At 59.1% G+C, this 26,457-nt stretch carries 27 protein-coding genes, 2 pseudogenes and 1 other annotated feature; of the genes and pseudogenes, 10 read left to right on the top strand and 19 right to left on the bottom strand.

Annotation, left to right across the window (positions count from 1 at the left end; genetic code table 11):
* Together ACVWZU_RS01650 and carA are read left to right on the top strand one after the other, a co-directional pair.
* A complete protein-coding gene (locus tag ACVWZU_RS01650; protein ID WP_457443018.1) occupies positions 1-555 on the top strand; it encodes a pilus assembly FimT family protein in 555 nt (184 codons plus the stop codon).
* A 61-nt stretch (positions 556-616) separates the two neighbouring features.
* Positions 617-1,804, top strand: coding sequence for a glutamine-hydrolyzing carbamoyl-phosphate synthase small subunit (carA, locus tag ACVWZU_RS01645; RefSeq protein ID WP_457443016.1), 1,188 nt, complete (start codon positions 617-619; stop codon positions 1,802-1,804).
* Positions 1,805-1,806: 2 nt separating this feature from the next.
* Here carA and ACVWZU_RS01640 read toward each other — a convergent pair whose 3' ends face one another.
* From ACVWZU_RS01640 to ACVWZU_RS01620, 5 genes are all read right to left on the bottom strand, one after another.
* Entirely contained in the window at positions 1,807-3,339 is a 1,533-nt protein-coding gene (locus ACVWZU_RS01640; protein WP_457443014.1) for a UDP-N-acetylmuramoyl-L-alanyl-D-glutamate--2,6-diaminopimelate ligase, read from the bottom strand.
* Positions 3,340-3,399: 60 nt separating this feature from the next.
* On the bottom strand, positions 3,400-5,163 hold the full coding sequence (locus ACVWZU_RS01635) for an ABC transporter ATP-binding protein (protein ID WP_457443012.1): 1,764 nt from the start codon (positions 5,161-5,163) through the stop codon (positions 3,400-3,402).
* 59 nt (positions 5,164-5,222) lie between these two features.
* The gene (locus ACVWZU_RS01630) at positions 5,223-6,401 is read right to left on the bottom strand and encodes a 1-deoxy-D-xylulose-5-phosphate reductoisomerase (RefSeq protein ID WP_414350389.1); all 1,179 of its coding nucleotides are present in this window, start codon (positions 6,399-6,401) and stop codon (positions 5,223-5,225) included.
* Between the two features lie 388 nt (positions 6,402-6,789).
* A complete protein-coding gene (locus ACVWZU_RS01625; RefSeq protein WP_457443010.1) occupies positions 6,790-8,052 on the bottom strand; it encodes an RNA-guided endonuclease InsQ/TnpB family protein in 1,263 nt (420 codons plus the stop codon).
* A gap of 78 nt (positions 8,053-8,130) precedes the next feature.
* On the bottom strand, positions 8,131-8,430 hold the full coding sequence (locus tag ACVWZU_RS01620; protein ID WP_457443008.1) for a nucleotide-binding protein: 300 nt from the start codon (positions 8,428-8,430) through the stop codon (positions 8,131-8,133).
* Positions 8,431-8,631: 201 nt separating this feature from the next.
* Here ACVWZU_RS01620 and ACVWZU_RS01615 point away from each other — a divergent pair, with 201 nt between their 5' ends.
* Entirely contained in the window at positions 8,632-9,918 is a 1,287-nt protein-coding gene (locus ACVWZU_RS01615; RefSeq protein ID WP_457384909.1) for a trypsin-like serine protease, read from the top strand.
* A gap of 354 nt (positions 9,919-10,272) precedes the next feature.
* A complete protein-coding gene (gene rpsU, locus ACVWZU_RS01610; RefSeq protein ID WP_011432857.1) occupies positions 10,273-10,458 on the top strand; it encodes a 30S ribosomal protein S21 in 186 nt (61 codons plus the stop codon).
* Positions 10,459-10,738: 280 nt separating this feature from the next.
* On the opposite strand, the gene ACVWZU_RS01605 is transcribed toward rpsU, so the two are convergent.
* Both ACVWZU_RS01605 and ACVWZU_RS01600 read right to left on the bottom strand, forming a co-directional pair.
* Positions 10,739-10,972 (bottom strand): TonB family protein, encoded by a 234-nt coding sequence (locus ACVWZU_RS01605; protein WP_457443006.1) that lies wholly within the window; start codon positions 10,970-10,972, stop codon positions 10,739-10,741.
* Positions 10,942-12,093, bottom strand: a complete 1,152-nt coding sequence (locus tag ACVWZU_RS01600; protein WP_457443004.1) for a hypothetical protein — start codon at positions 12,091-12,093, stop codon at positions 10,942-10,944. Before ACVWZU_RS01600 ends, ACVWZU_RS01605 begins: the two co-directional genes overlap by 31 nt.
* A gap of 549 nt (positions 12,094-12,642) precedes the next feature.
* Here ACVWZU_RS01600 and ACVWZU_RS01595 point away from each other — a divergent pair.
* A pseudogene (locus tag ACVWZU_RS01595) lies at positions 12,643-12,900 on the top strand (hypothetical protein); the annotation flags it as partial.
* A gap of 57 nt (positions 12,901-12,957) precedes the next feature.
* Here ACVWZU_RS01595 and rplL read toward each other — a convergent pair.
* The 10 genes from rplL to ACVWZU_RS01545 form a co-directional block, all read right to left on the bottom strand.
* Positions 12,958-13,368, bottom strand: a complete 411-nt coding sequence (gene rplL, locus ACVWZU_RS01590) for a 50S ribosomal protein L7/L12 (protein ID WP_457443003.1) — start codon at positions 13,366-13,368, stop codon at positions 12,958-12,960.
* A gap of 65 nt (positions 13,369-13,433) precedes the next feature.
* Positions 13,434-13,997 carry a 50S ribosomal protein L10 gene (gene rplJ / locus ACVWZU_RS01585; protein ID WP_011432851.1) on the bottom strand — a complete coding sequence of 188 codons (564 nt, stop codon included), beginning with the start codon at positions 13,995-13,997 and terminating at the stop codon, positions 13,434-13,436.
* Between the two features lie 58 nt (positions 13,998-14,055).
* Positions 14,056-14,215, bottom strand: a sequence feature (ribosomal protein L10 leader region).
* A gap of 79 nt (positions 14,216-14,294) precedes the next feature.
* Positions 14,295-15,005 carry a 50S ribosomal protein L1 gene (gene rplA, locus ACVWZU_RS01580; protein WP_457443001.1) on the bottom strand — a complete coding sequence of 237 codons (711 nt, stop codon included), beginning with the start codon at positions 15,003-15,005 and terminating at the stop codon, positions 14,295-14,297.
* Positions 15,006-15,111: 106 nt separating this feature from the next.
* Positions 15,112-15,537, bottom strand: a complete 426-nt coding sequence (gene rplK / locus ACVWZU_RS01575; RefSeq protein WP_011432849.1) for a 50S ribosomal protein L11 — start codon at positions 15,535-15,537, stop codon at positions 15,112-15,114.
* 9 nt (positions 15,538-15,546) lie between these two features.
* Entirely contained in the window at positions 15,547-16,212 is a 666-nt protein-coding gene (nusG, locus tag ACVWZU_RS01570) for a transcription termination/antitermination protein NusG (RefSeq protein WP_011432848.1), read from the bottom strand.
* 62 nt (positions 16,213-16,274) lie between these two features.
* Complete coding sequence (secE, locus tag ACVWZU_RS01565) at positions 16,275-16,547, bottom strand: preprotein translocase subunit SecE (RefSeq protein ID WP_414329112.1); 273 nt, start codon at positions 16,545-16,547, stop codon at positions 16,275-16,277.
* Positions 16,548-16,650: 103 nt separating this feature from the next.
* The gene (locus ACVWZU_RS01560) at positions 16,651-17,028 is read right to left on the bottom strand and encodes a hypothetical protein (RefSeq protein WP_457442999.1); all 378 of its coding nucleotides are present in this window, start codon (positions 17,026-17,028) and stop codon (positions 16,651-16,653) included.
* A gap of 3 nt (positions 17,029-17,031) precedes the next feature.
* On the bottom strand, positions 17,032-17,787 hold the full coding sequence (trmD, locus tag ACVWZU_RS01555) for a tRNA (guanosine(37)-N1)-methyltransferase TrmD (RefSeq protein ID WP_414424411.1): 756 nt from the start codon (positions 17,785-17,787) through the stop codon (positions 17,032-17,034).
* 5 nt (positions 17,788-17,792) lie between these two features.
* A complete protein-coding gene (locus ACVWZU_RS01550) occupies positions 17,793-18,191 on the bottom strand; it encodes a hypothetical protein (protein ID WP_414355814.1) in 399 nt (132 codons plus the stop codon).
* Between the two features lie 150 nt (positions 18,192-18,341).
* Positions 18,342-18,536: a hypothetical protein gene (locus ACVWZU_RS01545; protein ID WP_414329471.1), complete on the bottom strand. Its 195-nt coding sequence runs from the start codon at positions 18,534-18,536 to the stop codon at positions 18,342-18,344.
* Positions 18,537-18,678: 142 nt separating this feature from the next.
* Between ACVWZU_RS01545 and ACVWZU_RS01540 the strand changes: the two genes are divergently transcribed.
* The 5 genes and pseudogenes from ACVWZU_RS01540 to ACVWZU_RS01520 all read left to right on the top strand — a co-directional run.
* Positions 18,679-19,821 (top strand): 5-(carboxyamino)imidazole ribonucleotide synthase, encoded by a 1,143-nt coding sequence (locus ACVWZU_RS01540; RefSeq protein ID WP_457442997.1) that lies wholly within the window; start codon positions 18,679-18,681, stop codon positions 19,819-19,821.
* Positions 19,818-20,267, top strand: coding sequence for a hypothetical protein (locus tag ACVWZU_RS01535; RefSeq protein ID WP_457442995.1), 450 nt, complete (start codon positions 19,818-19,820; stop codon positions 20,265-20,267). The genes ACVWZU_RS01540 and ACVWZU_RS01535 overlap by 4 nt, the downstream gene beginning before the upstream one ends.
* Positions 20,268-20,273: 6 nt before the next feature.
* Positions 20,274-20,807: a ribosomal protein S18-alanine N-acetyltransferase gene (rimI, locus tag ACVWZU_RS01530; RefSeq protein WP_457384917.1), complete on the top strand. Its 534-nt coding sequence runs from the start codon at positions 20,274-20,276 to the stop codon at positions 20,805-20,807.
* 559 nt (positions 20,808-21,366) lie between these two features.
* Positions 21,367-22,953 (top strand): mechanosensitive ion channel, encoded by a 1,587-nt coding sequence (locus ACVWZU_RS01525; RefSeq protein ID WP_457442993.1) that lies wholly within the window; start codon positions 21,367-21,369, stop codon positions 22,951-22,953.
* Between the two features lie 2 nt (positions 22,954-22,955).
* Positions 22,956-23,606: pseudogene (locus ACVWZU_RS01520) on the top strand (zinc ribbon domain-containing protein); the annotation flags it as partial.
* 93 nt (positions 23,607-23,699) lie between these two features.
* Here the strand turns inward: ACVWZU_RS01520 and cydB are convergent.
* Complete coding sequence (gene cydB, locus ACVWZU_RS01515; RefSeq protein ID WP_457442991.1) at positions 23,700-24,749, bottom strand: cytochrome d ubiquinol oxidase subunit II; 1,050 nt, start codon at positions 24,747-24,749, stop codon at positions 23,700-23,702.
* 193 nt (positions 24,750-24,942) lie between these two features.
* The gene (locus ACVWZU_RS01510) at positions 24,943-26,376 is read right to left on the bottom strand and encodes a cytochrome ubiquinol oxidase subunit I (protein ID WP_457403576.1); all 1,434 of its coding nucleotides are present in this window, start codon (positions 26,374-26,376) and stop codon (positions 24,943-24,945) included.
* Positions 26,377-26,457: the final 81 nt, after the last annotated feature.

Raw genomic sequence — 26,457 nt, 5'->3', positions numbered from 1 at the left:
ATGTCCACCATGTTGGCCTTGGAGAAAAAAGCAATTGGCCGAGCTCAGCCTTTTCGATCCCGGGGCTTTACGCTGACAGAAGTCCTAGCGGTGGTGGTCATCATCGGCATCCTGGCTGTGCTGGCCGTTCCCTCTGGGATCAACATCTGGGCGCGGATCCAGCTTGATGATGCGCAAAACAAGGTAGAGCGGGCTTTGCGCACCGCCCGCACCAACGCCAGAGCCTCTCTCCTGGGCCGAGCTTGGGTGGTGGGGGTGGACAATTCAGAGCCAAACGTGCCGACTCTGGTTATCCAGGATGAGGAGGGCCTCTGCGATGAACCTACCCCCTGTCAGCGGCTACGCCTGAACAATTTTGTAACTGTGGCCAACACCTTCAATGACGAAAGGGCGGTTTTTGAATCCGATGGCCGCGCCCGTCAACTGGGTCGCTTTGTAGTTAGCAGCACCTACTCCCAGGGCGAAAACCGCTGCGTGGTGGTGAGCACCTTGATAGGCACCATCCGCAAGGACAACGACCCGGCTTGTGCGGGCGGAGCAGATGCGGAAGACTAGCCAGGCTTGCAACCTTCTTGAAAGAGGGTAGGATGGTCAGGCCGATGTTTTTGGGTGGAGCATGGCTTCTCCTTCCCTGATCCCTCAGGAAAAAACTTTCCCTTGGCAGGCTCGTCAGCCTGCTTTGCTGGTGCTGGCGGATGGCACTTCCTTTGCCGGTTGGTCTTTTGGGGCGCCGGGCACGGCGGTGGGCGAGGTGGTGTTTAACACGGGCATGACCGGCTACCAGGAGGTGATCACCGACCCTAGCTACCGGGGGCAGATGGTTACCTTCACCTGTCCGGAGCTGGGAAACACCGGAGTCAATGAGCTGGACGAAGAATCGGCTCGGCCCCAAGTCGCGGGGGTGATTGCCCGCAATGTATCGCGCTTGGCCAGCTCCTGGCGGGCTACTTCCACCCTCCCCGAATACCTGCAACGATATGGGATCCCGGCCATTGCTGGGGTAGATACGCGGGCTTTGGCACGGCGGCTGCGCTCCCAGGGGGTGATGAACGGGGCCCTTTCCACGGAGACTTTGGATCCCCAGGTTTTGTTGGAGCGGGTGCGCCAGGCTCCTTCCATGCAGGGGTTGAGCCTGGTGGCGGAAGTTACTACTCCCCAACCCTACGAGTGGCTGGAGCCTACGCCTGCCGATTGGGACTATGGCCGCAGCCAAGGGATCCCGATCCCGGAGCCGCCCCTGCGGGTGGTGGCCTTGGATTTCGGCGTTAAGCGCAACATTCTGCGCCGCCTTACCCGCTATGGCTGTCGGGTGATGGTGTTGCCGGCCAATGCCAGCCCGGAGCAGATTTTGAGTTACAACCCCGATGGGATCTTCCTCTCCAATGGGCCAGGGGATCCCGCCACTGAGACGACTGCCATCCGCACCACGCAAGCGCTGCTGCAAACCGGGAAGCCCCTATTTGGGATCTGCCTGGGCCATCAGATTCTCAGTTTGGCCCTAGGGGGATCCACCTACAAGCTCAAGTTTGGCCACCGCGGCCTAAACCATCCCTGTGGGCTGGAGAAGCAAGTGGAGATCACCAGCCAAAACCACGGGTTTGCGGTGGATGCCGCTTCGATCCCCGCCGATGGGGTGGTAATCACCTACCTCAACTTGAATGACCGTACCGTGGCCGGGATCCGCCACCGTCACCTGCCCCTGTTTTCTGTGCAGTATCACCCGGAGGCCAGCCCCGGCCCCCACGACGCCGATCACCTCTTCCGCGAGTTCGTGGAGCTGATGCTGCAGCACCGCTCCCGTTAGCCTCACCCCCGGCTTTTTTCCCTCAGGGCCAGGGCGGCGCGGGCTTCTTCTCGGTCGTCGAAGTGAATCTTCTCGGTGCCCAGGATCTGGTAGTCCTCATGGCCTTTGCCGGCAATGACCACCGTATCCCCTGGCTGGGCTGCGAGGATGGCCAGGCGAATGGCCTGCCGCCGATCCACCTCCACCGCCCTGGGGGATCCAGGGATCCCGGCCAAAATATCCCGTAGGATCTGCTGGGGATCTTCGGTGCGGGGGTTGTCGGAGGTAACGATCACCTGATCGGCCCAGGTGGCGGCAATGCGGCCCATCTGCGGTCGTTTGCCCCGATCCCGATCCCCGCCACAGCCAAAGACGCAGATAAGTTGCCCTTGCACCTGGGAGCGCAGGGCCTTGAGCAGGTTTTCCAGGCCGTCGGGGGTGTGGGCGTAGTCCACAATCACCGCGATATCCTGCCCCGGCAGGGTCACCCGCTCCACCCGCCCCGGTACGCCCGGAAAGTGGGGCAGGGCCGACTGGATGATCTCGACAGGGATCCCCAAGTGCAGGGCTACCCCCACCGCCGCCAGCAGGTTGGCCAGGTTGAAGGATCCCACCAGGGGGGCCTCCACGGCAAACGTGCCCGCAGGGGTGTGCAGGGTCGCGCTCAGGCCGGTGGGGCGCAGTTGAACTTGGCCGGGCCAGAGGCCGGGGATCCCTTCCAGAGGCTGCAGCGAGTAGGCCCAGGGCTGCAGATCGGGCCGAATGGCTTGCAAGAGCCGCCGTCCCCCAGCATCGTCGGCGTTGATCACCGCCCGCCCTTGGAGATATTCCTGTCGGAAGAGGGTGGCTTTGGCCTGCCAGTAGTTCTCCATGCTGCCGTGGAAATCCAGGTGATCCTGGGTAAGGTTGGTCCAGACGGCAGCGGCAAAGGAACATCCCCACACCCGATCTTGAGCGAGAGCATGGGAGCTCACCTCCATCACCGCCACCTCCGCCCCGGCTCTCTGGGCTTCCCTGAGGCTGCGCTGCAGTTCAGGCGGAAAAAGGGTGGTGTGGGAGGCCACTTCGCTATAGCCAGGCCAGCGGTTGTACAGAGTGCCCAGCAAAGCGGTGGAGCGACCGGCAGCCTGCACCAAATGTTCAATGAGATGGGTGGTGGTGGTTTTGCCATTGGTGCCCGTCACCCCCACCAAGGTCAGTTGGCGGGCGGGAAACCCATAGAAAGCTGCCGCCACCTGGGCCACGGCCCTGTTCAGGCTGGCGCGAGGCAAAACCAGGACGGGCTGACTTCCCCATCCAGCCTCTCCGCTGACGCTCTCCCACGCCTCTTGGGAAATGAGGGCCGCCACTGCCCCTGCCGCCAGGGCTTGGGCCACGAAGCTACCTCCATCCACGCGGGATCCCGGCATCCCCAAGAAGAGATCCCCCGGCTGTACCTGGCGAGAGTCGGCACAGAGGCCCCAGACCTGCACCCCCTCCAGGGATCCCTGGGCCAATTGAGGCTGGATCCCAGCTTGGTGGAGCAATTTGGACAAAGTGATCCCAGCAGTTTCCATCGTTGCCACTCCCCACAGCTTTGCCGGTTAGGGTAGCGGCCAGGGATTGCCGCCGTCAAATTAGGCCAGGGCTTCCTCCAGCTTTTGCTTGGCCCACAGAGAAGCGTAGAGGCCCTTCTCGTCCGCCAGCAATTCGGCATGGGATCCCTTCTGCACAAGGCGGCCCTGGTCCATCACCCAAATCTGATCGGCTTCCACCGCAGCCGTGAGGCGATGGGTGATGAAGATCACCGTTTTCTGGGCCGTGACCCGACGCAGATGGCGAAGAATGGCCTGAGCCGTCTGATTGTCCACACTGGAGAGAGAGTCATCCAGGATCAAGATGGGAGCATCCACCAGCAAAGCCCGGGCCAAGGCCACCCGCTGTCGCTGGCCACCGGAGAGGGTGATGCCCCGCTCTCCCACCAGAGTGTCGTAGCCGTTGGGGAAGTTGAGGATCTCGGCGTGGATGTGGGCGGCTTTGGCAGCCCATTCCACCTCCCAATCTTCGGCATCTGGCTTGCCGTAGCGAATGTTATCCCGGACCGTGGCGCTGAACAGGAAGCTCTCCTGGGGCACATAGGCAATGGCCCGGCGCAGGGATCCCAGTTGCAGACGGGTGATATCCCGCCCATCCAAAAACAGTTGCCCCGGCTGGATCTCCAGCAGCCGAGGCAAGGCATTGGCCAGAGTGGACTTGCCCGCCCCAATCGGCCCCACCACCGCCACCATCTGGCCCGGTTCTATGCAAAAGTGCAAATCCTCTAGAGCCGGAGCTGCCGCAGGGCCGGCGAAGGCAAACGCGAGACCTCTGGCCTCGAGGCGACCCTGCACCCTCTCCAGAGGCAACGGCAAAGCGCCTGGGGCGTCTCGGATGGTGGGTTCTACCCCCAACAGAGCATCGATCCGCTCCAAGCTGACCTGCCCCCGCTGGTAGGCCGTGATGGTGAAGCCCAGCAGGGCGGTGGGAAATACCAACCGTTCCACGTAGAGGGTGAGGGCCGAAAAATCCCCGATGGTCAGCGTCCCTGCCGCAATCTGCGGCCCCCCCACCGCCAGCAGCAGCAACAAGCTTAGGCTGACCAGCGCCACCAAAGAAGGGAAAAGCAAGTTGCGAGTGAGGGCCAAGCGCAAATTGGCCTGCAGCAGCCGCTGGTTCTGGCGGCGAAACCCCCGCTGCTCGTGCTGTTCCTGGCTGTACACCTTGATCAGGGCAATGCCGTTCAGGTCCTCTTGAATGAGATCGCTCAGATCCGCCAACTCCTGCTGCACCTGGAGCTGCTCCTGCTGCAGGCGGTTGCTGCTCAACTTCACCAGCACCAACATCACCGGAAACACCGATAGGGCCAGTGCGCTGAGGCGGGGCTCAATGCCAAACATGGCGGGCAGAGTGGTGGCATAGGCAAAGATCGTGTTGGCCAAATTGAGTAGGGCAAAGCCCAACAGGCGGCGGATGTTTTCCACATCGCTGGTGATGCGGGTGAGAATGTCCCCAATGGTCTGCTGGGCAAAGTAGGAAGGCTGCAGGGTGAGCAAATGCTCGAAGATGGCTTGCTTGAGGTGAAACTCCACCTGCCGTCCCACCCCAAACATCCACACCCGCGAGGCAATGCGAATGCCCATCATCAGGCTGGAGACGACCAGCACCGTCAAGGCGTAAAGGGCAATGCGCCGGGCCGACAAAGTGGCCAGGTTCTGGCTGAGGTCATCGATGACCAGCTTGACGTACCAGGGCAGGAACACCCCCAGGCCATTGACCAAGAGCAGGGATCCAATGCCCAACCCCACCTGTCGTCGATAGGGGCGCAGATAATGGGCCAATTGTCGGAGATGGGATCCGGTCACTCACTTGCTCCCTGCATCCTCTCCCACTCTAGCGCTCAGCCAGATCCCCCCGGTAGGGATCAGGCCAGAACCTGAGCCGGAGCTTGCTGGGCCAATTGCGCTGTTTCCCGCCGCGCCCAGGCATCCGCCTGCAAAATATCCTCCAGGCTGGGATCGGCAATGACTTGATGCCGCTCACAAACCCGCTCCAAGAGACGGGGAATATCCAAAAAACGGATGCGCTCCTGCAAGAACAGGGCCACCGCCGCTTCGTTGGCCGCATTCAACACTGCCGGCAGCGTTCCCCCCCTCCGTCCAGCGGCATAGGCCAACTCCATGCAAGGATACTTGCGGTGATCCGGGGCCTTAAAGGTGAGGGATCCCAGCTTGACCAAATCGAGGGGATCCCAGGGGGTGGCCAGGCGTTCCGGCCAACTGAGGCCGTAGAGGATGGGCAGGTGCATGTCCGGCCAGCCCAACTGGGCCAGAACCGAGGTATCGGCCAGCTCGATCAGGGAGTGGACAATGCTCTGCGGGTGGATGAGGATGTCGATGTGGTCGTAGTCCAGGCCGAAGAGCCAGTGGGCCTCGATCACCTCCAGGCCCTTGTTCATTAGGGTAGCCGAGTCGATGGTGATTTTGCGCCCCATCACCCAATTGGGATGCTTGAGGGCATCGGCCAGGGTGACCTGATCCAATTTTTCGGCAGGCCAATCCCGAAAGGCGCCACCCGAGGCAGTCAACAGGATTCTTCGCAGGGATCCCGCGGGCACCCCCTGTAAACACTGGAAAATGGCCGAATGCTCAGAGTCGACGGGGATCAGGTTCACCCCGTACTGCCGCACCAAGGGCAGCACCACCGGCCCCCCTGCCACCAGGGTTTCTTTGTTGGCCAGGGCAATGTCTTTGCCGGCACGGATGGCCGCCAGGGTTGGCAACAAACCGGCGCAGCCGACGATCCCCGTCACCACCCGCTGGGCCGCCGGGTGAGCCGCCACCTGACACAGCCCCTCCGTTCCGGCCACCAACTCCGGCAGCGGTCGGATCCCGGTCAGCAGCGACCGCAGCTCCGGCAGCAGTTCTTCCCGGCCAATGGCAACCATCTGGGGCCGAAACCGCCGTACCTGCTCGGCCAAGAGGGCGACGTTGCTGTAGCTGGTCAGGCCAACAACCTGAAAACGCTCTGGATACTGGGCCACCAAGTCCAGAGTTTGGGTGCCAATCGAGCCGGTGGAGCCGAGCAAGGTGATGGCTTGCATAAAGGATCCCTTTACCCCTGAAAGAGCGTGACGTCCTCCCAACGCAGACTTCCCCTCGCGCAACTTGCCCAAGGACTCCGTCCCGCTATTGCGAACGGCTCCACCTCGCGTTCGGGGATCCCTGCCTCACGCCCCTTCATCTTATTCCTATCTGGCTCTCAACTGGAATCTGTGGGCTCCCTCCGATCCCCGACAGCGGGATCCTATGCGGCTGTGGGGTCCGCGATGCCCCCCTTCCCCAGATTTTGGTTTCAAACCTTTCCCGACTGAGAACGCAGCCACTGGCTGAGCAGCGCCTCGATCAGCTCCGAAAGATCTTGATCCGATTCCAACAGGATGCGCTTCACGGCTCGGTGAGTCTCTTTGGGGATTTGACATACTCCCCTGCCTAAAGACAGAGGATTCTGGTTCCTGGTTCTGCGACAGCACTTACCGTGTCAGGTTGCCCCTCCACAGCAGCGGTGCTCATCTCCCCAGGCGTTTCCCCTTTCGGGGCGGTTCCCTTTTGCCCAAAGGTACCGTTGTTCCACTCCTCACCCAACAGCTCCAGCCCCTTGCGCAGGATGTTGATGGCCGCGTTCTCATCACGGTCAATCACCACCCCACACTGAGGGCAGCGGTGGGTACGAGTGGACAGCGTCTTCTTCACTCGGCAGCCACACTGAGAGCAGTCCTGACTGGTGTACTGCGGCGGCACGGCCACCACCACCTTGTTGAAGACCTTCCCGTAGTAGTCGAGCCACCCGGTGAATAAACTCCAACTCGCGTCGTGAATCGACTTGGCTAAGTGGCGATTCTGCGCCAAGTTACGCACCTGTAAGTCCTCATACGCCACGACGTCGTTAGACGCCACTACGCACCGGGCCAGCTTCACAGCCCAGTCTCTACGCTGGCGTTGAACCTTCAGGTGTACCTTGCCCAGCCGCTTCCTCTGCTTGTGGTAGTTCTTAGATTGGGGTTTAGCCCCTTTCCGAAACTTCCGGCTCAGTCTGCGCTGCTCTCGCTTCAACCTCCTTTCGGCACGACGCAAGAACTTTGGGCACTCTACCTTGTGGCCGTGGCTGTCGGTGTAGAAGTGCATCAAGCCCACATCCAGCCCCACCACCTCGCCGGTGTAGCCCACCTTCTCCCGACGCTCCACGTCCAGGCAGAACTGGGCGTAGTAGCCATCGGCTCTCCGCACTACCCGCACCCGATTGATTTTCAGGGTGAGGATGTCCCGCCGCGCCTCGCTGTTGCAGTACAGGGCAAAGGTGCCCGCCTGGAAGCCGTCCGTGAAGGTGATAGACATCCCATCCTGGGAGAGCTTCCAGCCAGACTGCTTGTACTCCACGGAGCGACAGTGCTTCTGGAACCTTGGATGGCCCTTCCGAGCCGCCTTCTCCTTGCAGCGGCGATAGAAGTTGGAGATGGCAGACCAGGCTCGCTCCGCACTAGCCTGCCGGGCCTGAGAGTTCAGCTTCTGGGCGAAGGGGAACTCCTGAGCCAAGTCCTTGCAGAGGGAGTACAACGTGGCCCTGTTCACCCCCTGATGATCCATCCAGTGGCGCAGGCACTTGTTGCGCACAAACTGGGCAGTACGAATGGCCTCATCCAGGGCTTGGTACTGCTGGGCTGTGCCGTTGAGGAGCTTGGCTTCGAGGACGCGCATGGGCCCACTCTAGCGCAGGTTAGCAAGATAAAAGCCGCCCTGGTCGCGTCAGCGGGCCGTAGGCCTTAGGGCGGGGCTTTAGACCCAGTTTTTTGGTAACTGTTCCGAGGTGGGACGGGCAGGGGTGTCGATCACCGTGTGCTGAAAGCCTGTGGGCGCGGGAGTGGTGGGATCCCCGGCCAATACCTTGATAGGAAAGGATGATCCCCGTTCTGCCCAGCGAGAGGCCGAGCGATTGGGATCGGCATCGATCAACAGGGCCATCCCCGACCCACCCAAAGGGGCTGCCCCTTGTTTTTGCTGAAGGTAGAGGGCCAGGTGTACCGCCGTGGTGGTTTTGCCCACGCCCCCTTTGAACCCCAAGACCGCGATATTCATCTGCCACACACCCTCCCACCCTGGTTTTACTGCCCAGTTGCGCAGGCGGCAAGAGGCTAAAGTGCGCATCGCCACGTTGGGTCTTGGGGCAAATCGGAAGAGCCGGGCGCGGGGGGAAGCGTTCCCGGTTCCGCAATCCTTAGGCTTCGCCGGTAGGATATCCTTGGCTGGCATAACCGGCTGGCTTTGGAGAATCTGACCATGCCTCATCTCTCGCGATCCCATTCCTCCTTGGGCTTGGCTCGCTCTTGGTCTATTCCGCTGGGGTTGTGTCTGGCCCTGAGCATAAGCGCCTGTGGCGGCGGGGGTTCCAGTCGCCCGCTTCCCCCAGTCTCAGCTCCTCCCACAGGACGAATTGAGGGATCCCATTTCGACGATCTCAACGGCAATGGGCTGCGGGATCCGGGGGAGCCGGGGCTGCCGGGCATTACCACGTTTTTGGACTTAAACGGCAATGGCCGCCTCGACCCGGGGGAGCCCAGCACCGTCAGCGATGCCAGCGGTAACTTTCGCTTCTCCAACTTGCCCCCTGGCACCTACCGCGTCACCGCCCTTTTGCCCCCAGGGCGAATCTTCACCACGCCGCGCTCAGGCTTGGGGCTGGAGCGGATTGTGGGCGGCAGACCTGCTCCCGAAGGGGCCTTTCCCTGGATGGTGGCCTTGCTGAACGCGGCTGAGCCGGATCCTTTTCAAGCGCAGTTTTGCGGCGGATCCCTGATCGCGCCGGAGTGGGTAGTTACCGCTGCCCATTGTTTTTTCGACGAACAAGGCAAGCAGGTAGTGAGTGCCCAAAATCTGGATCTGCTGTTGGGTACCAACCGCCTACAAATCGGCGCCGGTCAACGCATTCGCGCCGCGCAAATTGTCCTCAACCCCGGCTACAACCCCCAGGTGGGGAAACTCGGGGGGAACGACATTGCCCTGGTGCGCCTTTCTCGGCCAGTAGCTTTGGCCACCCTGCCGCTGGTGCAGCCCAACCAAACCAACCTGACAGCCCCCGGCACTGCCGCCACCATCCTCGGCTGGGGAGCCACCTTCCCCCGCGCCCTGGATCAAGAACCCAGCGGCTTTCCCCGAGATTTGCAGCAGGCCACCGTTCCCATCGTCTCCAATGCGGTGTGCAACGCGCCCCAATCCTACAATGGCACCATTTTGGATACTATGCTCTGCGCCGGCTTTCCCCAGGGAGGAGTCGATACGTGTCAGGCTGATAGCGGTGGGCCTTTGATTGTGTCCAGTGGCACGGGTTTTGCCCTGGCCGGAATCACCAGTTTTGGCATCGGCTGCGCCCAGCCCAATTTCTATGGGGTGTATACGCGGGTGTCTAGCTTCGCCGGTTTTGTGCAATCGGTAATCGGCAGTGCCCCCAGCCCAACTCCAGCACCACCCTCCCCTCCACCCCCCACCGGGACAACTGCTTCATTCGTTGTCAATTTGAGGGAAGGTGAGGTGGTTGCGGGGCTCAACTTTGGCAGCCGGGCGCAGTGAACACGAACTGTGGCAGCAAGCAGTGGTGTGGCGATCGTTTAGCTAGGCCGCCGTTCGCGCTAGCGGGACGGAGTCCTTGAAGCCCCGCCCTCTGTCCGTAGGACGAGGGTCGGAATGAAAGGCGGACATCCCCTGTTCTATAATCAACCTGGCTGTGCAAAACGGCATTGCCGGAATCTGGTACAGCTACGCGGTGGGGCATCCCGTGTCTGCTCGTGGAGGGTTCTTGCACTAGCTCCCCAATGAAGCGAGAAGCCCGCTCCGTACCGCCAGCAGTCGGAGTCGGGAGTATGTCACGATAGGGATCCCTGTTGTAACCAAACCCATTTGATTGACGGAGGAGATGTCTTTCCTATGACCCAAGTGACGATTGGCGAAAACGAAGGGATCGAATCTGCGCTGCGTCGCTTCAAGCGTCAGGTTTCTAAGGCGGGCATTTTGCGGGATTTGCGCAACCATCGGCACTTTGAAACCAACCTAGAAAAGCGCAAGCGCAAAGCGGTGGCCGTCCGGCGGAACCGCCGCAAATCTATGGCCTAGGCCATTGCCGACACTCGGAAATCTGAACCCCTCTGAACAGGGCTTGTGGCCTTGCCTGAGGTTCTGACGTTAGTTTCTCGGAATCTGGGTTGGGCCAGCCTGCAGGGAAGCCCCGCACTCTCTGCAACAGCAGGAGGGTCGGAATGAAAGGCGGATATATTCTGTGCTATAGTAATGATGCGGACACCAGAAACGGTTGTTTAAGGCACTGGTAACGGTCGATTGGGGGTGCTGTAAACCATCCCAGAGGTCCGTGGTTAGTTTACTAACTGCAGGGCTACTAAAAGCCCTCTCTGTACTGCGAAGCAGTCAGGGTCGGGTAGTTTACTTCTTCGCCAACATAGCTCTCGGGCAAAGGAGCAAAGGGGGCTGAGCGCTGGATGGCACTGAGCACGGCTGCATCCAACAGGGGATCTTCTGAGGGGGTTTGCAGGCGCAGTTCCCGCAAGGATCCCTGTCGATCCAGACGCACCTGCACCACTGTTACGTAGGAGCCGGATGCTCGCCGTACCATCCAGTGTTGGCGAACCCTTTCTTGAAATCTTGAAATTGAGCCAAGTAGTCTCCCCAATCTGGATCGGCGACGGCATTGAGGCTGGGTGGGCCTGCCTGAGAGGACTCGATCCCACTGGTGCGACCGAAGTCGGAGCTGTGGGATCCGGTAGGAAAAGTCGGGGGCAAGGTGGGAGAAGGCTCTTCCAACGGGGCTGCGATCGGCTCTGGAGAGGGCAAAGTTGGATGCGGATCCGCTGGAGCCGACAGGTAGGGTTGTGGCAAAACCTCAGGAGAACTTGCTGCTCTTTCGGGTTGAGGCTTGAGGGATTGAGCAGGAGAGATCTGAGCCGATTTGGTCTCCACTGCTGCTGCCGAGGAGGTAGCCAGTAGGCTTTGCAGATGCTGACGATAGTCCTGCAGTTGCTGGCGCTGTGGAGAGGACAGAGGCCAGTGATCCAGCCATTCTTCCGTCAGATGTAGCGCCTCCGCCCAATTGTGATCGGCAACTGCCTGCTCCAGAGCTGCTAAACCCGCTGACAGATTTTCTAACCTGGCCTTTGGCTGCTGCTGAGGAGAGGCAGAGTCGCGGTTGGGTTGGGGCATCTCAAGCTCCCTTGGGGATGGGGGGAGGATCCCAGGGACAGGACTCCCTGCGGCTGAGGTAACCAAAGGCTGTGCCGCCGCAGAAGTGGCCTCTTCACTTGGGCTGGGCACTTGCGACTGCCGCACCGATACATCGTCCCAGGGTTCAGAGACACCGGACTCACGGGCGGAGACGGGCGCAATCCACTGCGACTCTGGGGGCGGCTCATCCGCCATCTCCACCCACTGAAAGGGGAGGATCTCCTCCTCTTCCCGGATCCTAGGCTGCCAACCCACCCAGCTCATCGCAATGAAATGCAACGCGATGAAATGCAACCCTGCCGAGAGCACATTGGCCAGCCCCAGACGGCAAGGTAAGGAGCGGCGTTCCTGCTCTCGTTTTTGTTGAGAACGGCTGAGGCGAGGATCTGGATCCGTCAGTTGGTTTGGCCGGCTCTCAGCAGCCGGTTCTGGTTCGAGAGAGCTGAGCTCTGCGGCAGGTTGGGCCGGGATCCCTGTGTTACGGAGATCTCGGTTGGGGTTCAATTCGTTTTGCACCTTTCCACCTCTCCCCACAGCCACATGCCAACAGAAGCCCACTGACACTTTTCTACTGTCAGAGGATCGCACAGTGCGTATCCTGGAGGGCACCTGGTTTATGCCTTTTGGTCGCAAGCTCAAAATCACCTACCCCAACGGCCTCATCCACATCATTTTCACAGCGGCTACCCCATCGACGACCAAACCTCGCAGGTGGTGCAATTCTGTTTGCGCAACGATTCAGAAGCAGAGGTGAGTGCTGAGAGCATGACTCTAGTCAATAATAAGCTCAACTATACTGAGAATAATGTATAATATGTTCAGTACGGATTACTACCAGTTGATCTTTCTGTTTACTTTCGAGTCTGCCAACATGGTAGCCAAAGCAAAGCAGAAAATTGGTAGTAAGACGACACGGAAACTGCGCTTTGGGTATTCTACTCAAAGCTTTGCGGGATACCGCCATTCTGTTTGGACTCCGTCCCGCTAACGCGAATGGAAACAAACAGAATGCTATCGCTGCATAGTTGAACAGTGATGTTCAGCAGTGTTCAGCGTAAATGTATCAGTATCATCGCCTTCGATCGGCAGGTGACCCTTGAGGATCAACGGGTTCTGGAAAGCACCGACTATGACGTTCCCCTCGATATCAAGGCGGAGCAGCACATGTTCACGGATAAACCCGGCATCATCATGCGTCGCAAGCTGGCTGCCCTCTTGAAAGCCCACGGAGAGGTGGAAGTGCGGCGGAGCAGGGATCCCGAACCCACGCCAATGGTCGGGCAGACCCAAAAGAGGGGCCGGAGCAGCCCCCCTTGGGTTTGAGAGTCTTGATTAGATTCCTCGTCAGAGCAGGGAGAGGCGCTCTCCTCGTAACTGGAACTACTTGATCTTGACGGTAGCGCCGGCTTCTTCCAGCTTCTTCTTGATGTCGTTGGCTTCCTCTTTGGCAACCCCTTCTTTGACGGGTTTGGGAGCCGCCTCGACCAGATCTTTGGCATCCTTCAGACCCAAGCCGGTCAACTCGCGCACCACCTTGAGGATGGCGATCTTCTTGTCGGCTGGCACAGCCTCGAGGATGACATCAAAGGCAGTTTGCTCTTCCACCGGCTCAGGGGCTGCCGCCGGAGCTGCCGCCGCCGCTGCCACAGGAGCTGCCATGACCATGCCGCTGGCTGGGGCTGCTGCACTGACGCCAAAGGTTTCCTCGATGGCTTTCACCAGCTCGGAAGCTTCCAGCAAGCTCAAGGCTTTCAACTCTTCCAAAATCTTTGCAACGCGCTCTGAAGGCATGATGGTTTCTCCTTAAGGGGTAATGGAATGGATGACATAGGTTTGGGCTGATGAACCGAAGCCCTTTAGGCAGCCTCCTTGTCGGCAATGGCCCGGATGGCCCGCCCCAGAGAGGCTGGGATCTCGTGGATACCGCGCGCCACTTGCGTGGGCACAGCATTGAGCCCGACCGCCAGGCCGGTGGCCACCGACTTGAGGCTGCCCGCCACTTGGGCCATGAGCACTTCCTTGGGTGGTAGCTCGGCGATGGCCTTGGCCTGCTCCAAGGTCAGGGATAGCCCTTCAATGCCAGCACCGCGGAACTCGGTTTTCTTGGTTTGCTTGGCAAAATCTTGATACGCCTTCAGGGCGGCTGAAATATCGCCCCGAATCAAGATAAAGGCCGTCGGCCCCGCCAAAAAGGGAATGATCCCTGCCCAAGCTTTTTGGTCGGCGATGGCTCGCCGCATCAGGGTATTCTTAACAACCATGCAAACCGAATCCGACTTGCGCAGCTCTGCCCGCAGTTGGTCCATCTCCGCAACGGTCAGCCCCTTGTAGTCGATCACCAGCACCATTTGGCTGGCCTGCAGCAGGGATCGGACTTTATCGACGATCTCCGCTTTCTTCGCTAAAGGTTGCTTGCCCATGCGCTCACCTCCTTTGTTGTCAATGGTCACCCAGGGTTAACGGGTGGTGAATCTGGGTTCTGCCAAACAGAATGCGCCCCAGCCGTAGCCGAGACGCATGGAGATAAGCGCACCCTCAAAAGCGATCCAAGAAGGGATCCCTTTGAACTTCGCTCAAACCTCGGCAGGACATTAAGCCCGCGGGCACCTGCTGTCTTCGGCTTGCTATTCGACTGGGGAAAGATGTTCTGCCGGGATCCTCCTCCAAATTACACTCACTCAAACCCTTTTCAACCCATCGCAGCGCCGAAGCCAGGCTTAGGTCGCCGACTTCAGCTCCCGCAGGGCATTGATATCAACCTCAATCGAGGGCCCCATTGTAGCAGAAACGTGTAGGGTTCGCCAATACTTGCCCTTGGCTCCAGAGGGACGGTTGCGATCGATGGACTCCTGCACTGCCTTTAGGTTCTCCAGCAGAGCTTCGACGGGGAACTTGCACTTGCCGAAGATCAAATGCACAATGCCGGTGCGATCTGCCCGATACTCCAGCTTGCCGGCTTTAAACTCTTTGATCGCCTGGGCCAGATCCATGGTTACCGTTCCCCCCTTGGGAGAGGGCATGAGGCCGCGCGGCCCCAACAGCCGCCCCAGCTTAGCCACCTGGGGCATCACATCGGGGGTGGCGATCAGAAGGTCAAAATCCATCATGCCCTTGCTGATTTCCTCGATCAGGTCTTCATAGCCAACCCGATCCGCCCCTGCATTTTGGGCCTCCACCACTTTCTCGCCGCGGGCAATCACCGCCACTCGGATTTCTTGGCCGGTGCCCCTGGGCAAGACCACGGTGGTGCGCAGTTGTTGGTCGGCGTACTTGGGATCGATCCCCAGGCGGATGTGAACCTCTGCCGCCTCTTCAAATTTGGCGGTGGCCGTCTCTTTCATCAGGGCCAAAGCCGCTTCGGGAGCATAGGCAATGGGCTTCACCTTCTCCCGCAAAGCCTGCATACGTTTGGAAAGCTTTCGAGCCATTGTTTCTCCTCGGGGTACTGGCGAGAACTTCTCTCCCCCACAGTGGTTTGCTAGAACAACTTTTTCAAGACCGTGAACACCTCAGACCGGGCAAGGGATCCCTCCATCAATCCACCACCGTCACCCCCATGCTGCGAGCAGTTCCGGCAATAATTTTCATGGCCGCCTCCACATCGTGGGCATTCAAATCCGGCAGCTTCTGCTCGGCGATCTGGCGCAGTTGAGCCCGCGTCAGGGATCCCACCTTGGTTTTGTGGGGCTCGCTGGAGCCGGACTCAATGCCCAGAGCCTTCTTGATCAACACCGAAGCCGGCGGCGTCTTGAGGACGAAGGTAAAGCTGCGATCCTCGAAGATGGAGATTTCAACAGGCACCACCATCCCGGCCTGATCCGCCGTCTTGGCGTTGTACTCCTTACAAAAGGCCATGATGTTGACCCCGTGTTGACCCAAGGCTGGGCCAATGGGGGGAGCGGGGGTGGCCTTGCCCGCCTGAATGGCCAACTTGACCACGGCCACCAACTTCTTAGCCATGAAACGCGGTTACACCTCTTTTCGCACTTGACCAAACTCTAATTCTACCGGGGTATCGCGCCCGAAAATCGAGATCAACGCCTTGAGCTTGCCCCGTTCTGGGCTGACCTCCACCACCTCGCCGTAGAAACCCTGGAAGGGGCCGGATAGCACCTCGATGCGATCCCCAGGGGCCATGTCGATTTTGAGGGGCACTTCCTCCACCTCGACGCTGCTGAAGATGCGCTGGACTTCGCTTTGGCTGAGGGGACGCGGTGTAACATGCCCCCGACCGCGACCGTAGGCCCGCTTTTCTTCGGTGCCAACAAAGTTGATCACATTGGGGGTTGTTTTCACCACCATCCAAGTGTCGTCGTTCATGTCCATGCGCACCAGGACATAGCCGGGAAAAATCTTCTCCTCTTGCTCCTGGCGCTTGCCGGATCGATCCAGCTTGAAGCCCGTCCGCTTCGGGATCACCACCTCGACAATTTGATCCGCCACATCCAAAGCAGCCGCCCGTTGCATCAGGGTGCTCTTCACTTTGTTCTCGCAGCCTGAGGCCACCTGCACGGCGTACCAGCGCAGGTTGCGACGCTCTTGACCTTCCCCCTCGTCTGGTTCCGGGATCGCGTCTGCAGGCTCAAAGTGCTCCACACGGCCCCCACGACGTTTTCGCTGCTGCTCTGGCCTCATCACCTCACATCCTCCCTGTAGCCATCCTTGAACATGACTCTCTTGCCCCTCAGGACAGAACATCACAAGAACAGCTGAGTGGCTACCCAAGCAAACACTTGATCGACCAGGTAGATGAAGGAAGCAAAAGCCAACACAATCAGTAAGACCCCTACCGACTCGCCGATCAATTGCCGGCGGCTCGGCCAAACAATCTTGCTTAATTCTGTGCGGGTCTCTTGAATAAAACCCAGGATCCCTTTGGGTGCGGTGGAACTGTCTTTGGAGTGGCCCCGGCTGGCGGGATCCAAACGCTGCTCCGTATCGGTTTTGCTGGAGGGGGTGCTCTTAACCACGGCGGTGTTCTCCTAATGGATCCCGAAAACGGCGTACCGCATTTCAGCAGGCACGGGATCGGCTTTGCGATCCTAACAGATTTACCGGGAATGGGATCCAACCTTAGGGAGTGGGGGTGGGCTCAGGTGCCAAGGAACCGGGAGAAAGCGGGAGGGAGCGGCGGCGGGATTGGTTAAATTGCTCCACAGCAGCATCAACGCTGGCCTTGCCGTCCCAGCGGGAAGCAGCATTCTGGCGGGAGAGGAAGTCGGCAGCCCGGAAGAGATCGTTGACGTTGATGCTGGTGCCATCCAACAGAGGGGGATTGCTGTCGCGGCGAATGGCATCGTTGACACTTCCGCTTTGGGCCAGGGCCACCCCAGAACCGCTCAGAACCGAGCTCAAGGCCATTCCCACCAGAAGCAGCACTGGGGGCGAGGGGATCCCACGCCAGGAGACAAGCGATGGATTCAGGAGACGGTTGAGAAGCTTGCCGAGCATGATTTATTTCTCCGCTTCGTTTACACGAGGGTGCTGCTCCGCCAGCCCCTCTACCAACAACTGCTGCTCTTCGGCGGTCAAGGGGCGCTTGGCCAACAGGTCTGGCCGCCTTTGCCAGGTTCGAACCAGCTGCTGCTGCAGACGCCAACGGGCAATGGCTTGATGGTCGCCTGAGAGGAGTACCGGCGGCACCTTGTGCCCCTGAAACTCTGCCGGGCGGGTGTATTGAGGATAGTCCAACAGCCCCGCCTGGAAGCTTTCGCTCTTTAACGAGTCTACCTTGCCCACAGTGCCCGGCAAGAGCCTCACCACGCCGTTGATCAGGGCCAGCGCCGGAATTTCCCCCCCCGTTAGGACAAAATCCCCCAGCGACACCTCGCGGGTGGCCAGGTATTGGCGGATGCGTTCGTCAAAGCCCTCGTACTGGCCACACAGCAGGATCAGCTGCGCCTTCTGGGCCAGCTCCTGCAGCAGCGCCTGGTTTAGCGGTTGCCCCTGGGGCGTCAGCAGAATGATCTCGCAGGGATCCAACCGGGGCAGGGAGGCGACAGCAGCGAAGAAAGGCTCTGGCTTGAGCACCATGCCCACCCCACCCCCGTAGGGCTCATCATCGACACGGCGGTGCTTGTCGGTGGCGAAGTCTCGTGGGTTAGTGCAGTGGACTTCGGCGATCCCCTGCTGTAGGGCTTTGCCCACCAGCCCAATGCGCAGCGGCGTTTCGAAAAATTCGGGGAAAAGGGTGAGGATATCGAACCGCACAGGACTCAGGACGAGGTGCGCAACCGCTCCAAATCCAGGCGCAAGGACTCAATCTGATGGATCAGCTCCATCAACTCAGCCATCTCTTCTCTGGAGATAGCCGGCTTGTTGGGGGAGGAAGCTGGTGTCGGGGGAGCATTCTCGACAGGCGCTTCAGAGTCAGGACTTGCCGAGGGGGCGTTGGCGGCTGGATCCCTGAGACTCTCAACGTAACGAACTGCCTCCTGCTCGATCAACTCTCCCTTTTGCTCCAGCTCCGCCGCCAGTTGTCCCAAGTCCATCGAAAGGCGGTTGAGGTTTTCGGTGCGCTTTTCCGGGTCTTGCAGGATCTCCACCAGAGCGGTGGCTGTGCCGTAAAAAATGTGGCGAGCCCGCGTGAACCAATCTGAAGAGCGAGAACTCATGGCAGCAGAAAGAGGTGGGTTGTGGATTATTCTAGGCGATCCACCCGACGGGATGAGCCCAAGGATACAAGCAGAATACCCGGCGTTCGAGGACAGACTGGAGTCTAGTTCTCCAAAGTCTTGAGGGCAATCTCAACCTGAAGACAGGGTTTAATCGACGGCGCGGATCTCGCCGCTGTTCAGGCGCTCCACAATCGATTCCAGCAGTTCGTGCTCTTCTGGGGAAATTTCTTGATCGGCCATGACGGCACTGAGAATCTGCTGTTGCTCGGCGCGAGTCAAGACTTTGTCCGCCAAAGCCCGGTTGATTAGAGCTCTCAGCTCAGAGGGTTGAGAGGGTTCCACCGTTTTTCTCCTAGCGCTGGAGGGCAAGGGGTCCCATAATGGGGTTCTGGATCCAAGAAGCAATGGACAGCGGCCCACCACCCAGTATAACGGTACGGCTGTGGAAACCCAGGTATCCTCAAAAGACCAGAGATCCCAACCTGTGGGGGTGATTGGCGGCGGGCAGTTGGCGCAGATGTTGGCCTTGGCAGCTCGCCAGATGGGGATCCCGCTGGTGGTGCAGGCTGCTGCTCCCACCGATCCGGCGGTGGCAGTGGCCGATGGGGTGGTTTGGGGATCCACAGCCGACAGCCAGGCCACGGCCCAGTTGTTGGAGCGCTGCCCGGTGGTTACTTTTGAAAACGAGTTTATCCCTCTGCCGGAGCTGAAAAAACTGGATCCGGAGGGATCCCGCTTTCGTCCCAGCCTCAGCACGCTAGAGCCGCTGCTGGACAAGTTGCACCAACGGCAGTTCCTGGCGCGGTTGGGGTTGCTGGTGCCGACTTTTTTTCCGCTGGAGGCGGTGTTGGATTCGGCAGACCTGGCTGGACTGGGCTTTCCGGTGGTGCTCAAGCGACGGCGGCAGGGCTACGATGGGCAGGGCACCCGCATCTTGCACGAGCGAGCGGCTTTGCAGCAGGCCCTTAGCCAATCTGAGGGGATCCCGCTATTGCTGGAGGAATGGATCCCGTTCGAGCGGGAGCTGGCGGTGATGGTAGCGCGGGGGCTGAAGGGAGAGATCCGGGTTTATCCGGTGGTGGAAACTGTGCAGATTGAGCAAATCTGCCGCCATGTCCTGGTGCCTGCCCGCATCCCCCCAACCACCGAGGCCGAGATCCGGCGCTTGGCAGCCGATCTGATGGAAAAATTGGGTGCAGTTGGCGTGTTTGGCATCGAGCTGTTCTGGGTGCCGCCGCCCCACCCCAAGGCCGGGATCTGGATCAACGAAATCTCGCCGCGGGTCCACAATTCCGGCCACTACACCCTAGAAGCCTGCCGCACCTCACAATTCGAGCAACACCTGCGGGCCATCCTCGGCCTGCCCTTGGGGGATCCCTCCCTCAAGTGTGGGGGGGCAGTGATGGTGAACCTCTTGGGCTATGAGCATTCCACCGGCGATTACGCAGAAAAGCGGCAGCGCCTGGCCCAGCTCCCCAATGCCACGGTGCATTGGTACCACAAAACCCCTGCCCGCCCAGGGCGGAAACTGGGCCATGTGACCGTCTGTCTGCCGACTGCTCCCTCTCCTTTCGAAGCAGCAGCCCTTGTCCGCACCCTCGAATCCCTCTGGTACCCCCAGCCATGAGCCAAGCGCAGGATCCCTCATTTTCTCCAGCCACACAAGCCCTGATCCAGGCCATGCAACGGCGGGATGTGCCCGCGGTAGCCCAGCAGGTCAACCGCCTCTCCCCCCAAGAGCGCCCCGCCGTGTTGACCCCTGCCCTCCAATACCTGGCCGAGGTGGATCCCGCCAGCGCCCAGTGGTTTGTTCGCCACCTCATGGCCCCTGCGGTCAAAGCGCAACTGCGAGAAGGGATCCTCAAAGCCGCCCAAGACTACCTACAGGAAGCCGGCTTCACCGAAGGGATCGACTACGAATTCAAGCCTGTTCGCGAAAGCGGTGCAGAGCACCATCCCCAATCGGGGGGCAACATCTTGAGCATCAGCCGCAGAGCCTTGCCCTACGCGGCTCCCGATGACGATCCCTTGGGGCAGTTGTTGTTGGCGGAATTCTGCGAATTGCGGGACTAGGCCACTATGAGCAGTACGAGTTATCGGCTGCAGCTGTTGGACATCACCGCCCTGCCCCAACTGCTGGAGCTGGATCGGCGGTGCTATGGGGGATACTGGGGAGAACAGGGATATCGAGCGGAGCTGGAACGACCCACAAGCACGGTGATTGGGGTAGTGGCGGAACCCGTTGCCGTTGGTGCCCCGTGTGGCTCGGGCCGAGCCGAGTTCCCCCTTCCCTCTCCAGGCCCCACCTCGCCGACGCAGACGACAAAAGAGCTGGTGGGCTTCGGCATTCTCTGGCGTATTGAAGAAGAAGCACATATCATCTCCTTGGCGGTGGATCCCGAGTACCGACGACAGGGCTTGGGCCGGCGGATTCTGGAAGAACTGCTGAACCAAGCGAGAGCAGCAGGCTGCCGCTGGGCTACTCTGGAGGTAAAGGCTTCCAATCAAGCGGCAATCCGCCTGTACGAATCGGCAGGGTTTCAACGGCTGGGACGTCGCAAGGGGTATTACAACGGAGAAGATGCGCTGGTGTATTGGAAGAAACCGATTTAGAAAAGCGTCAATTGTATATAAATTGAAGGGCTGTGAACGTTTTTCGGGATACACCTCAAGCCAGACAACAAGCAAGCCAATGGGCTAAGAATATCAAGGCTGCGGGCGATACAATGCAATACAACACATTGACCGGGTGCCGATTGCGTATTTGATTCTTTTATAGATCATCAAAGTGCTCTCGTTTTGTGGATGCAAACTGCTCGACACAGCTCCTTCCGGCAACATTGGCTCTAGCCAATGCAGGCGCATCTACCGTGCAACGGAGACGCTGACTTGATCACGGAGCTCCTGCTCGGTGGGGAAAAGCTATAGCCTGCGATATCAACACCTTGAATTCGATCCTTGCCGTTTGGTGGCCGATCAGAGCTTCAACTTACGGCTGGAGTCCTTGGGCTAATAAGATGTAAAGTTTTATTTCGAGATCCAACATTTCTGCTTCAATATATATTTTTCATATCGTATCCCCCCTCTGGCCAGCTTGCCTGAAAAAACACTTCAGGCTAACCTACACTTGTTATCTGTCCATCCTGAGCATTTTCAAGCTGTGAGGATCATTATGGACATCTCTGGAAACACCATTGGAGATGAGGCCATCTCTTTTGTCGTCAGTCTTTGGTCTAGGCTTATCGATTTTATGCCCAATCTCCTTGCGGCGATTGCCATCTTAATTCTGGGTTGGATAGTGGCCACGGCGGTAGCCTTCGGCGTTAGAGGACTGCTCAAAAGGACGCAACTGGACAATCGCTTGGCTGCTTGGGTTTTGGGCCAAAAGCCCGGCGAGAAGCTGCCCCAAACGGAGCGCTGGGTGGCCGCTGCCGTCTACTGGGTGATTCTTGCTTTTGTGTTGGTGGCGGTACTGAATGCCCTGCAGCTTCAAGCTGTCTCCGATCCGCTCAACAGGTTTTTGGGGGAAATCTTCGTTTATCTGCCACGGGTGGGTGGGGCGCTGGTGCTGCTGGCTGTGGGCTGGGCGGTGGCTACAGTTGCCCGGCTGGCAGTCATCCAGGGGCTGCGGCGTTTCAACCTCGATGAGCAGTTGGCCCGGCCTCTACAGCAGGAAAGCGCTGCCGGTGAGGCAGGTGCAGAAGGAACCCCAACCGGCCAAGAGGGAGGTACAGAGGTCACCCCTTTCCTACTGAATGAAACTTTGGGCAATGCCCTTTACTGGCTGATTCTGCTGTTCTTTTTGCCGATCATCCTGGATACCCTGAACCTGCAGGGGCCGCTGCAGCCGGTGCAAAACCTGCTGGATCAGTTGCTGTCGATGGTGCCGCGGATTTTGGGGGCGCTGATCATCGGTGTGGTGGGCTGGTTTTTGGCCCGCATCGTGCGTGGGATCGTCTCCAATTTGTTGGTGGCAGCAGGGGCAAATCGGTTGGGGGCACGCTTTGGCGTTCCCCAGTTGGCCCAGATCGTCGGGACGGTGGTGTATGTCTTGGTGTTGATCCCGGCGGTGATTGCGGCGCTGAATGCCTTGGAAATTCGGGCCATCTCCGATCCGGCGGTGGCGATGCTGGAGCAGGTGTTGCGGGCCATTCCCATGATCGCGGGATCCGCTTTGATCCTGGCCGTCTTTTACTTGCTGGGGCAATTTTTGGCCAGCTTGGTAACCCAGTTGCTGCAGGCGGTGGGTTTTGACCGTCTGGTCGCGGGGCTGGGCTTGCCCCTACCTGCTGCTCCTGAGCCTGAAGGGGATCCCGCTGCCAAACGTCGCACTCCCTCCGAGATCGCCGGCTTGGTGGTCTGGGTAGGCGTGGTCTTGTTTGGGGCGGTGCCGGCAGTGGAGTTGCTGCAGTTTGCCGCCCTAACCGACATTGTGCAGGGGCTGTTGCTGATTTCCGGTCGGGTGCTCATCGGCGCCCTGGTGTTTGGGATCGGTCTTTATTTGGCCAATTTGGCCCACTCTATGATCAAGAGCTTGGGTAGCCCTTCCTCAGGGGTACTGGCCCGGGCGGCGCGGGTGGCTATCTTGGTTTTTGTTGGCGCCATGGCCCTGCAGCAGATGGGCGTGGCCACCGACATTGTGGTGTTGGCTTTTGGTCTGGTTCTGGGGGCGATTGCCGTGGCGGTGGCGTTGGCTTTTGGGTTGGGAGGTCGCGATGTAGCTGCCGAGCAGATCCGGCAATGGCTCAAGAGAGAGTGAGAGCGGGCTTCGTAGATATCGCCAAGGGAGACTTTGGTAGAATCACTCGGCTGTGCTACCACCTAGACGATCTGCAATCTAGGCTGAGCAGAGCACCGAGACTCAAGCGTAGGCGAATGCGGCAAGCGGCGTTTCGTCTGCGGGAGAGAATCAGGAACTTGGTGGACGAGTGCCATCGCAAGGTAGCGGCGTTCCTAACGGATAACTACCGATTGATATTCCTCCCCACTTTCGAGTCAGCCAAGATGGTTGCCAAGGCAGGGAGGAAGTTTGGTAGCAAGACGGCAAGGGCGATGCTCACCTGGGCGCACTACCGGTTCAAGCAGTTCCTGAAGTTTCAAGCCAAGAAGAAAAACGTGGTCGTCGTGGAAGTATCGGAAGCGTACACCAGCAAAACCTGTACTAAGTGCGGGCACATCCACACTAAGTTAGGTGGCGCAAAGGTGTTCACATGCCCCAAGTGCAACCACAGGCTACCACGAGATTGGCAAGGCGCTCTGGGTGTTATGCTCAGAGCTTTGCGGGATACCGCCTTTCTGTTCGGACTCCGTCCCGCTGACGCGGTCGCGTCAGCGTCGCGTAGTGACAACGGAAACGGACAGAATGCTATCGCTTCACCGTTGAGCAGTAATGCTCAGCAGTGTTCAGCGTAAATGTATCAGCCTTTCTCTGTAGACGTTCGATTGCACCTAAAAAATTGCCCCGCCCATCACCGGGCGGGGTTATTGCTGCATCCTCAGGCCAGCTTAAACTGCCTCTGGAACTTTGGCCTCTTCCGCCGCCACTTCCTGCACCACGATCTTGCCCCGGAACACCACGTAGTTGTAGATGTTGTAGGACAAGATAACCGGGATCAGAAAGCCAATAAAGGTGAGCATAAACACCAGCGAGCTGGGGGAGGCTGCCGCTTCGTAGATGGTGACGCTGGGGGGGATGATGTTGGGGAAGACCATGAACCCCAAGCCGATAAAAGAAAGCGCAAAGATCAAAAAAGTGTAAACCAAAACGCTATTTTCTTCCCGCCGGCGCAGGCTGCTCAGCAACAACGCCACAAACAAAAGCCCCAGCGCCGGAATGGCGGCAAAGATGTAGAAAAGGGGAGGCGAGAAGAGCTGGGATCGCGCCTGCTCGGACATGATGGGCGTGCTGACAGTGATAAACAGCGCCCCAAGCAGGGTGGTCCAGGTGGCGATGGTTGCCGTCCTGTAGTAGGTTTTTTGGAGTTCCCCGGTGGTTTTCACAATCAAGTAGGCCGAGCCGATCAAGACATACCCCTGGATGAGGGTAAGAGCTACCAGCAGGGAGCGCCAGGTCAGCCAATCCCAGGGGCTGCCGGCAAAGTGGCCGGCTTCGTCCACGCGGATCCCTTCGAAGACGCTGCCCAAGGCAAATCCCTGGCCCAAGGCTGCCAAAAAGCTGCCCACTCCAAAGGCCAGGTTCCACACCAACTTGTTGTCGGCGTTTTCCCGAAACTCGAAGGAAACGGCCCGCAAGATCAGGCCCACCACCATGATCACCAAGGGTATGTAGAGGGCATTGAGAATGGTGGCGTAGGCGAGAGGAAAAGATCCAAATAGGGATCCCCCCATCAACACCAGCCACGTCTCGTTGGCATCCCAAACATTGCCCAAGCTGGTCATGAGGATGCTGCGCCGGGTCTCGCTGGAGGCCGTCAGGGATAGGATGCCGACCCCCAAGTCAAAACCGTCCAGCAAGACGTAGAGGAATAGGAATAGGCCCAGGATAAAAAACCAAACCTGGGGCAGAAACCGCTGTAAAGGCTCAAAAGATTCCATCGCTGTTCCCTCTGCTTTGAGTATTTCTGACCAGTGCGAGACAGTTCCCGATGGCGATCCCCAGTCCCTCTCCCTCTAGGGAAGGGAAGTTGGGAGTTGACGTAGCGAAGGGTTTCACTGCTGTGGGGAATGGGCCTGCTACGTTGCCCTGTTGCTACTTGGAGTCACCAGTTAGATGGCTACCAAACTGCTGCTACCGAGCTTCTGCAGGACGGCGATCTGGCTCGTGGCGGGCAGGCTCGACCACGATCACCGGCTGCGTTGCCGGGACAGGGGCGGGCAACTCCAGGTTTGGCCCTTCGCGGATGATGCGGCTGCCAAAGTAGAGAGCGGCAACGAAGAACACAGTGTACAATGCGGTCAGGCCAACCAGAGAAAATAGCACTTCTCCTGCCGGCAGGGGCGAAACCGATTCCACCGTGCGCAGTTGTCCATACACAATCCAGGGCTGCCGACCCACACAGCGGACGATCCAACCGGTTTCAACGGCGATGTATCCCAGGGGTGCTGCGAAGATCCAAGCTCTCATCAGCCACTTTTGCTGAGAAAGGGCCTCCACTGAGAGCTTGCCCCTCAGCCATTGCACAAGGGTAACTCCGACAAGCCCGGCTAGGAGGAGGCCAATGGCCACCATTGTCCTAAAGGAGTAGTAGATGAGGCCAACCATGTGGGGACGATTTTGGGGATCCCAGCTTTTGAGCCCTTGAATGGGTCGATCCAGCCTGGGTTTGAACTCCAGCAGATAGCCCAGCGCGCCAGGGATCTTCACCTCCCACTCGTTGCGCTCTTCGCGGTCGTTGGGCACAGCCAACAGGCTCCAGTCTGCCCGCTCGCCGGCAGGGATCGTCTCCCACTGGGCCTCCATGGCCGCCAGCTTGGCCGGCTGATAGCGATAGACTTGCTCCGCGCTCAGATGGCCGACGAACACCTGCAAAGGGGCGACCACCAGGGTCATTGCCAAGACCACTTTGAGGGAGCGGGAGAAGAACTCGCTGTGCCGCCGCTTGAGAATGTACCAGGCACTGATGCCACCGATAACAAACAAAGAGGTTTCCAAGGTGGCAAAAAACATGTGCAGAAAGCTGTTGACCATGAAGGGGTTGACAATAGCTTGCAGGTAGTCCCGCACCACAAATTTCCCATCGACGAACACGCCACCTGCCGGCGTCTGCAGCCAAGAGTTGGCCGTCAGGATCCAAAAGGTGGAGAGGTTGGCGCCAAAGGCCACCAGGATCGTCGAGATCCAGTGAATCACCGGCGGGACGCGCTCCCAGCCGAACAGCATGATCCCCAAAAAGCTGGCCTCCAGCATGAAGGCCATTGTGCCTTCAAACCCCAGGATGGTTCCAAAGAAGTCCCCCACTGCTTCGGAAAAAGGTGCCCAGTTCATGCCAAACTGAAAAGCCATCGGCAAGCCTGAGGCCACGCCAATGCCAAAGTTCAACACATAGAGTTTTGACCAGAAACGAGCGTGACGATAGTAATCTAGGTTGCGGGTTTTTAGCCAAAGCCCCTCAATCACAACAAGATAAATGGCCATTCCTGTTGTTAAGACCGGCCACAACATGTGAAAAATAGCCGTGAGGGCAAATTGTAGCCGAGAAAGCGCGACGGTGTCTAGAAACATAATTTGTACCAAGTTTAGGTGGATTGATTCATGCAGCTTTTTCCGACAACATCTGCTGCAATTGATACAGCTACATCTCTT

This window comes from Thermostichus sp. MS-CIW-26, from assembly GCF_054059115.1.
This window is presented reverse-complemented; position numbering and strand designations above follow the sequence as displayed.